The 8,597-nt window shown below is 62.7% G+C and carries 6 protein-coding genes; 1 reads left to right on the forward strand and 5 read right to left on the reverse strand.

The features are described from left to right. Positions 1–11: 11 nt before the first annotated feature. Genes QRN52_RS16275 through QRN52_RS16285 form a run of 3 tightly spaced genes read right to left on the reverse strand, consistent with a single transcriptional unit; the run spans position 12 to position 3,025 of the window. Positions 12–1,154, reverse strand: a complete 1,143-nt coding sequence (locus QRN52_RS16275) for an FAD-dependent oxidoreductase (protein WP_284754283.1) — start codon at positions 1,152–1,154, stop codon at positions 12–14. Beyond that, complete coding sequence (locus QRN52_RS16280) at positions 1,147–1,875, reverse strand: class I SAM-dependent methyltransferase (protein WP_284754284.1); 729 nt, start codon at positions 1,873–1,875, stop codon at positions 1,147–1,149. The genes QRN52_RS16275 and QRN52_RS16280 overlap by 8 nt, the downstream gene beginning before the upstream one ends. Positions 1,876–1,888: 13 nt before the next feature. After that, the gene (locus QRN52_RS16285; protein WP_284754286.1) at positions 1,889–3,025 is read right to left on the reverse strand and encodes a type III polyketide synthase; all 1,137 of its coding nucleotides are present in this window, start codon (positions 3,023–3,025) and stop codon (positions 1,889–1,891) included. A 250-nt stretch (positions 3,026–3,275) separates the two neighbouring features. Between QRN52_RS16285 and QRN52_RS16290 the strand changes: the two genes are divergently transcribed. Next, positions 3,276–4,007, forward strand: a complete 732-nt coding sequence (locus tag QRN52_RS16290) for a hypothetical protein (protein ID WP_284754288.1) — start codon at positions 3,276–3,278, stop codon at positions 4,005–4,007. An 896-nt stretch (positions 4,008–4,903) separates the two neighbouring features. Here the strand turns inward: QRN52_RS16290 and QRN52_RS16295 are convergent. Both QRN52_RS16295 and QRN52_RS16300 read right to left on the reverse strand, forming a co-directional pair. Further along, entirely contained in the window at positions 4,904–5,563 is a 660-nt protein-coding gene (locus QRN52_RS16295; RefSeq protein ID WP_284754289.1) for a class F sortase, read from the reverse strand. A 92-nt stretch (positions 5,564–5,655) separates the two neighbouring features. Then, positions 5,656–7,977, reverse strand: coding sequence for a flagellin family protein (locus tag QRN52_RS16300; protein ID WP_284754290.1), 2,322 nt, complete (start codon positions 7,975–7,977; stop codon positions 5,656–5,658). Positions 7,978–8,597: the final 620 nt, after the last annotated feature.

Here is an 8,597-nt window from a genome sequence, read left to right on the forward strand (position 1 = left end):
TGAGCTTAGTGTCAATGCATCGTGAATCTGCGGGCAACAAGCTCCGAGAACATCGGCAAGGTGATGGCGCGGCCGATCAAGGCGTTCCGTGCGCTGAGGACTTTCGGGGGCAAGGGACGCCCCAGCGCCATGTTCAGGCTGGCTTGCCAGATGGCTTTCTTCGCCGCGCGCTGCCGGTCCCGCTCGAAGCCTGCGAGTTCCTTGCCGGCAGGGACTTTCGCGGATGTGCGCAATGCTTCGCTGATGATCGGCGCCAGGGCAAGGGCGTCCAACCAGCCCAGGTTCATCCCTTGGCCGCCGATCGGGCTGATCTCGTGTGCGGCATCGCCAAGCAGGGCGACCCGTCCGTGGACCATGCGGGAGACCATGCGAGAGGTGACGCCGAACGCGCTGATCATCGTATTGCTCGCGGAGTCCACCACGCTGCCGGTCCGTTTTTTGATGAGGTCGGCGAGCGCGTGGGGAGTGGGTTCCTGACACGGGGTGCCAAGCCGGACCACCCACCGGCGGATGCCGCCGGGCAGGGGAAAGGACTCCACGATTCCTCCGGGCTCAAGGAAAAGGACGGCGTTGTTGCCGTAGGTCGATTCATCCCGGAAATCGCCCATGACGTAGTAGTCGGGATAGGTGCGCAAGCGTGGCTCCAAACCCAGTCCCTCACGGACGGCGGAATGGACGCCGTCGGCGGCCACTACGAATCGGCCCAGAAACTCGGCCGGAGCTCCGTCTTGCTGCCCGCGCAAACGCAGGCGCCCGCCGTCGTCGACGACTTCCTCGACCTGCACCCCGCGGTGGAGGGCTCCCGGATCGAGGTCGGTCACCCTGGACTCCAGGGCGTGGGTGGTGAGGTATTGCGGAACGGAAAGGATGAAGGGGTACTCGGCCGAGGGACGGGCGAAGTCCATGTCGGCAACTTTCCGGCCGCCGCTGTACGCGGCACCATGGGTGATCCGGACCCCTGAAGAGACCAAGGGATGGGCGGCACCTATTGCGTCCAGAGCTGCCAGGGCGGGCGGATGGATTCCTATGGCACGGGTCTGGCGGCTCGACGTCGCGCGTCTTTCGAGAACTGCAACGCGGTGTCCGTTTTGCAGCAGCAGGGCTGCCATATATAGCCCGACAGGTCCGGCTCCGACCACCACGACGTCAAACATCGTGGACCTCCCCGGGCCGGTATACCAGGAGGTTGTGCCACAAGCCGCTCGGTTCTACCGTCCAGGTCGACGGAGTGGCGGCCCGGAGTTCCACTGCCGTGTAGCTGCGCCTGATGGACGTGAGGCCGTCACCGTGGATGTAGGAACCGATGCCGAGGGGCCAGGATCCTGCCCAGAAAAGTGCGTATGCCACACGGCTGCGCGTGAGGTCGTTGTGCAAGGCAATCCGGCGGCACAAGCGTTCGGAGTCGTGAAGGAACGAGGCGAGTTCCGGGGTGGTCAGGTGGTGCAGGACGTGGTTGGAAATAACGACGTCGAACGTGCGCCCTTCCGACACGAGCTCGGAACTCAAGGCCGTCCGGTAGCTCACGCCCTCCACTGACGGTGCGGAGTTCGCGAACTGGAAGGCGCGCTCGTCCGGGTCGATTCCGGTGACTTCCAGACGGTAACCGTCTGCTGCGGCCCGGCGCGCCAGGCTACGGGCAACGTCTCCACCGCCACAGCCGATGTCAAGGACCGTGGTGGGCGCCGCCGTCGTGAGCAAAGGCTTGATCCTTGAGCTGTAGGTATCCCGCCAGCCGGACACCACAGCGTTGACGATCGGAAACCGCGCGTAACTTCGGTTGAGCCGGTCAAGCTCGCAATCGGGGCGGTCCATGTCTTCAACGGCGGTCACATCCCGTGCGCCGAGAAAGCCGCCCAGGCGGGGGAGGGCCGGCATCACAGAGCCGGCATCACAGAGCCGGGGAAACCCGGGTGAAGAGCCCCGTCTCCACCGTGAGGCCGGGCCCGAATGCCATGGAACAGATGCGTTCCTCCCGCTCAGCCGGGGTTTGTCCCAGGATGTGTTTCAAGACGAAGAGCACGGTGGCGCTGCTCATGTTGCCATAGTCGCGGAGGACGTCACGGGCGGGAATCATCTGTTCTTCGGTGAGTTCAAGCTTCGACTCGACTTTGTCGAGGATGCTGCGGCCGCCGGGATGGATGGCCCAATGCGTAATGTCCCTGTAGGGGAGTCCGGCCAGGGAGGGGTCCCGGGCAAGCAGCGGTTCGAGCGCGCCGGTGATGTGCTCCTCGATGATGTGCGGCACGTACGTGCCGAGAACCATTTCGAAGCCTTCGTCGCCAATGTTCCAGGCCATGGCTTCTTCGCCGACCGGCGTCAGGACAGTCTCGAAGTGATCCAGCCTGATCACCGGGTCCGGCCCCTCAGGCTCACGGGAAGTCACGACGGCGGCCGCCGCGCCGTCCGCGAAGATGGCCGACCCCATGATGGTGTCCGGATCATTTGAGGTCCGGACGTGGAGCGAGCAAAGTTCCGCACAGATAACGAGGACGACGGCAGAGGGATCGGCCTGGCAGAACTGCCGGGCTGCGCGGAGGGCGGGGAACGCTGCGTAGCAACCCATGAAGCCAAGGTGATAGCGCTGCACGGCCGGACTCAGTCCGAGGGCCCTGACCACTTTGTAATCGGGGCCGGGATTGAAAAAACCCGTACAGGAAACGGTGATGACATGGGTTATGTCAAGTAAATCAATATCGGGACATTTCCCGACGGCGGCCTTGGCGGCCTCAATGAACAATTTGGTGGCTTCGACGGCAAATATCTCGTTGCGGACTTTGGTGCTGGGGCTAAGTACACGGCCTGTCGCGGGGTCAAAGAATGACGGATTCTCGGAGTGGTTGTCCAAGGACAATTCGGCCACTGCGGTGAAACGGGTGTCGATGGCTGCTGAATCAAAACAGGTTCGCACCAGTCTGGACCCGAGCCGTGTCAGGCCGGGTTGGGATGCAAAAACGTCGCGCGCCTGTGGTTGCACAAGCACTGTGGGCGGTACGGCAGTTTCCAGAGACCTCACGTAGACCGGCATGCTTCATTGTTGGCGACGAAGATGCCGTTGACAATGGCAGGGCGTGGAAATGTGGACGTTTTAGGGGTCCCGCCTGTTTTTCGGGAACCGGCGGACTCAACCGCATTCAGGGCCTCCAAAGCTTCTGCGACACAAAGTGAAGCGACGGGCCACTAGTTCTAATAGCAGCCCATTTGTACGTTTGCCGAGTTCGCCGAGCGGCTGGACGGCAACAGGGCGGTCCTTAGTGCATTTGGGGAGGTGCGCAGGTATGCAGGGGGATCTGGATGTCGGGGGTGCGCGTGTCAAGGTGAAGCGGTTGCGCCTGCGTTTGGCTGAGCTTGATCGCCAAATGTGCGTGGTTGACCGGTTGCTCGGCCAGGTCGTGAAGCTTGCTTTGGAGCTGTATCAGGCGAGGGCATGGACGGCCTTTGGCCTGAGTACGTGGGCTGAGTTGGTGGAGGCTGAGCGGCTGGTCCTTCCGAGCCTGGGAGGCAGCGCCCGGGTGAGTATCGCCATGGAGTTGGCGGCCGGAAATTTGTCGCTTCGTGCGATCGCCCCGGTCCTGGGCGTATCCCACGAGACCGTGAAGACCCTCCTCGCAAAGGGCGTTGCAGCGGGTGGAACGCTGCCGTCCGTGAGATTGTCGCTGGACGGCAGAATGCGCCGCACTGCACCCGCAGTACCAAGGAATGTGATCGCGGGCGAACTTCTTCACTCGGATTCCAACTCGGACTCCAACGAGGGAATCTTCGATGTGGAGGGGTTTTTGGCCGATGTCGGCGCCTTGGACGTAGATCACGGTCCTTCCGACGCGGCTGTGCTGGCCGAACTCCAGCTGCGGGAGTTGATCGACTCTATCCGGAATATGGGATCCTCTGAGCTAGTCGTCCAGCGCCTGCCCGAGGCGCATCCCACACGACGACGCCGGCTGGCCGCCCAGTTCCACGCGGCCGCGGAACTGATGAGCGATGTTGCGAAGCAGTGGGGTGTCGCCGCATGAGTCCCGGAACCCATGGCCGGTTTTCGACGCCGGCCGAACGCGATGCCCTCCTGCGGGACCTCGTAGCCAGATGGCAGCGGGAAGGCCGGGACGGCCCTTCGGCCGGGCTGCTGTTCGGTTCGTTTCTTCCGGCGCTATTGTCCCGTTTCCAGCACGAGTTCCCCTCGATTGCCCCGGAAGATGCACTGTTCTACGCCACGGAAGTTCTTTGCGACCGAGGGATACCTGTGGACGTCCCGGCTTGCGCGTGGCTGCTGACGGTTGTCCGCAACGGACTCCGGACCTGGACAGTCACCCAACGCCACTGGCTCTCAGAGCGAGATGTGCGGAACGGTGTGTGGGCAGACGCGAAGAAGAACCACGCCCTGGGGGAGGTGGCGCCGCTGGTGTCGGTGTACGGACATGAGTGCGAATGGCCCCAGATTCCGTTGGCCATTTCGCCAATGCCCGCCGGTTCATCGCCTCTCTGGGAGGAACTAAAGGCGTTGTTGATCAGGGCTGGCTGGGATCGCGACGTCGCAGAGCAGGGTCTGCAGGTGATCGAACAAAGGGCATCCCGGCACATGGAGGAGATCTCCTTCGGATCAGAGCCGGGGGCCGCGCTCTCCCGCTTAGAAACGAACAGGTCCTTGAGCTGGGTACCCAGAGGCCATAAGAGGGCGCTCGTGGACTTCGTCTGCAGCGAACGCGGATATCTCTGGGGCCGTGTCTCCAGGGAATTTCCCCTGCCAATGCCCTTGCCCTGCCCGGGGTCCAGGAGGCGTTGGCGTCGCTGGTCTGGAGCAAGGCGAGACCTAAGAACGCCAGAACCAGGAGCTACGCGCCACGTGGAATGCATTCGCGGGAGGACATCCCTGCATGACGGAGCCAACCCGGTCTGGACTGGAAGTGGTTCGTCATGGCCAGGGGATTGCGGTGGCCACGGTGTTGTTGGCGAACTGGGCTTGCCCCGCAATTGGCACGAAGGGGCTGGCAAGGTCACAGGTGACGATCCGCAGTAGGTGTGGGCCGTCGGTGGCAAAGGTATCTGCGGGCAGGGACGTTTTGGCCAATGATTCCAAACCGATGATTTTGTATCTGCAGGAAACGCCGGCGTTGTCGGATACGTAGACGGGCATGCCCGGGGTCACCCGGACGAGGGAAGCCATTGGCGCGAGGGACCCATCCGGGAAGTTCACGTGCCCGGCCAGTAGGGTCGATCCCTTCGCGGCACACACAGCCGCCGAGCCCGTGTAGCGGGCAGCTTCGGAGGCATCCGGGACTACCAGGTAGCCGGAACCGTCACGGCCTTGGTCCACGAGCCCCACTTTGAGGTCCACGCCCGGGATCGAGAGCGTGTTAGGCCGAAGGCTGGGGATCGCGGCCGGGCCGGTGTAGGTGTCCGGTCCGGCGGAAGTAGGCGGCGCCAGCACAGGTGCCCGCGGAGTCGGCGGGGGAGCGGATGGCGCTGTGAAGGCCAAGATGCCTGCGGTGGCTCCGGCCACGCTACAGGTGACGACAGTGGTCAGTGCAACGTTGTTCCACCGGGCGCGGGGATAGCTGCAGGTTTTGATCATTGGATTGTCCTAGGGTGTGGGGCGGGGCACCCGGTGATCAGCATGGGTGGCTGGATCCGGGTGCCCCGCGTCAATCTGAGAGCTGGATGCTTCTAGTCAGCATGTTCGTCCGCTGGGACGTTGTCCGTTTCAACTCCGCGGTTGTCGAAGCGTTTGCGGTACAACAGCCCTGCTCCTCCGAGGAGTGCCAGTGCGAAGGCGGTGACGCCTGTGATTAGCAGCGGCATGTTCGGCCCGGTTTCCTGTGCCGTGCCGGTGGTGGGCGCGAATCCGGTGTTGACCATCAGGGCCGGCTTGGCTGGGCTAACGGTGACGGCTTCGGGGAAGGCGATGACAGTTTCGTTCTTGTCGCCGCAGTTGCCCTTATGCAACTGCGCGGTGAATGGTTTCTTGCCCTCGCCCTTGTCGATCGTCAGCTTAAGTTCCTCTACGTATCCGTAGGTGCCTTTGTGGGCGATGGTATGGCTCGGGTAGGTGATTTCACCGGCACCGGTGACGTCCTGGTCGGGGGAGGACCAGGACGGGTTGGCGCAGACGGCCTGGGCGGATCCGTCGGTCGAGTCGTCAAACTTGTACTGGTTCACTTTGGTGGTGACTTTGATGCCGGTGCCGGAAGGGATGGTGCCCGAGATGATTCCGATGTCGTGAGCCAAAAGCGGTACGGTGCCGTTTTCGGAGGCTTTGGTGACAATCGAAGGTTTCTCGACTGGGACGGTTTCGTTGGGCAGCAGTTCCTTGCCGTCCCATGCCTTGGTGGACTCGGTACCGTCGATCTTCTCGGAGAAGTACAGGTTGGCTTTCAGGCCTTTGGCCCACTTCTCGGCGACGATCTTCTCCCATGGAACCTCGACGGCCGCGGTCCTGAATTCGCCGTTGCCGGTGACCTTCGTGGTGACGGTACCGATGACCTCGGCATCGGCCGGTGCGGTGTCGGAGCCGCCGGCAATCGGGGAGGCGGAGGTCAGGATCAGATCCGTTATCGCCGAGAGTGTCTTACCGGGCTCGTTGCCGGTCACGGTGATGATGTCGTGGACCTTGCCGTTTTCAATGGCCGATGCCTTGGTCACGACCTCGGGCTGGTATTTCTGGATCGTTTCCTCGTTTGGGTCGTTGAAATCAGCCGTCCAATCAGCACGAAAGTACTGCTGCAGTTCCGCGGGCTGGGCTGCCTTGGAGAAGCGGGCCACCGGGTAGTAATAGCCGGCCTTGTCCGCGTTTTTGTCAGCGGTCACCTTCACGTCACCCGGTCCCGTTGCGGTGCCCGTCCCAGAGGCGACCTTCACAGCGGTTGCAGGGACTTGGGCGGCAGGGGCGAGTTTGACGGGGCTGTAGTACCAGTCGATGTCGAAGCGGCCCGGGACGCGGCCGCCGTTCACGAACGCCCAGTCATTGGCGTTTCCCGTGGACGTGTTCACGTGCAGAACGTCCACCAGCGCCTGGCCGCCCTCGACAAACCGGCCAGCTGTGGAGGTTGCTACGGGCTGAAAATCGAAGATCACTTTGGCATCGGCCGATGTTCCCGCGACAGGTTGAGCCCCGCCGGCGACGAGAAGGTTCTGGAAGCCCGACACAGAGTATGTGGTAGCCGACGACCCGGGTGCGTCGATCGTCAGCGTCACCGACACTGTTCCGTTTCCAGTAGCCGTGAAGCCGAGCCGATCTCCGGTACGGGCGTTGACTGCCTGTGAGTTCGTTCCTGCCCACACGGCGGGGCCGTTCAGGATTGCGCGGGCCGAGAAGCCGTTCAACTTGTTCCCGGCTGCGGAAATCAGTTCCGTCGAGGTGACTGTACCGCCGCGACCGTTCGCGTCCATCGAGAGTTTAGGTTGCGTGGAGTACGGACCGGAATTGGCCCGGGCGTCGGCGAGTATCGCCGCGGCGTGGGCACGGACACCGGGCAGTTGCGGATCAGCCGAGTCCCGGAGGTTGGGGTAGGGAGCCCCGATGCCGTTCCACGGCACGTTGAACCTCGGATCCGCGAGTTCGTGCGCCAGGTACGCCAAGGCGGGGTGGTTTGCAGGGTCGCCCTGGTACTTTTGGATCGCGTAGTTAAGCTGCGGGTTTCCGAGGGAACCCACCGCCCCGGACCCGGCTGGCCCGGCCGGGATCCCGACGTCGAAGCAGAAGGCCGTGGGACCCCCGGCGGCGGCGTTCAGGTTCAGGGAACCCAGCCACATCGACCAATCTCCAAACGCCCGGGGCGGCGGAGCCTGGACGGTGATGCCCGATTGGTGCATGCCCGGCAGGTCAGTTGCGGCCTGTGCCGCAGGCGCGGCCAAGATGCCTCCGGTCCCGATAGCGGAGAGGACAAGGGCGCCGGCAGCTGCCAGAGCACCGGACTTGGCGAACGCCCGCCGGCCCCTTGTCTGTCCCGGCGGGTTTCCGGCGTCTGGTTCGAATCTTCCTTGACTCACTTATGTTCCCTTCTCTTCAAACGCGCCCATAGACGCGATGACCACGCTTTGGGTGGTCCTGTTTGTAGAGAGCCGGACAAATCGCAGTCCGAGAGAAGGGCTTGGCTTTCAAACTGTCAGGGCTTGTAAGAGACGCTTTCAGCGCCTTCAACTGTCAAGAACTTGACAGTTGAAACGGGCGGACAGGGCCAACGCGGGTTCGGTCACGCCCAGGGGAACGTCCGGGCTTTCGTTAAGCGAAAGTGCGCAACTTCGTTACTCACCGTCATGGGCTGCGTTCATAGGCCGGGAGTAGGTTCGCGGTGTTGCACGAGAGATGACACGGGGGATTCGCAGGGGTAGCACGTGGCAAACCGTGTTTCGATGGGGTTGGTTGCGAGTTACGATCGCGGGGTCTGGAAAACCGGAACCCACGCATGACGTGGGAAAACGCCGCAAGGCAGGCTGAGACGAGTTATCTCATCTACTTCTACTCGTCCTACTTCAACGCCGATAATCTACATTATGTAAAGTAGAAGTGATCCAATTGCAGAATTTGCAGATTAGGACACGTTCCCGACGAATGTGTCCTGTCTCACCTAAAGTGACGCAATCTCAACTTAGTTGGAGCATTAGCCAAG

It is taken from the genome of Arthrobacter sp. efr-133-R2A-120 (assembly GCF_030209835.1).
Lineage (GTDB): Bacteria > Actinomycetota > Actinomycetes > Actinomycetales > Micrococcaceae > Arthrobacter.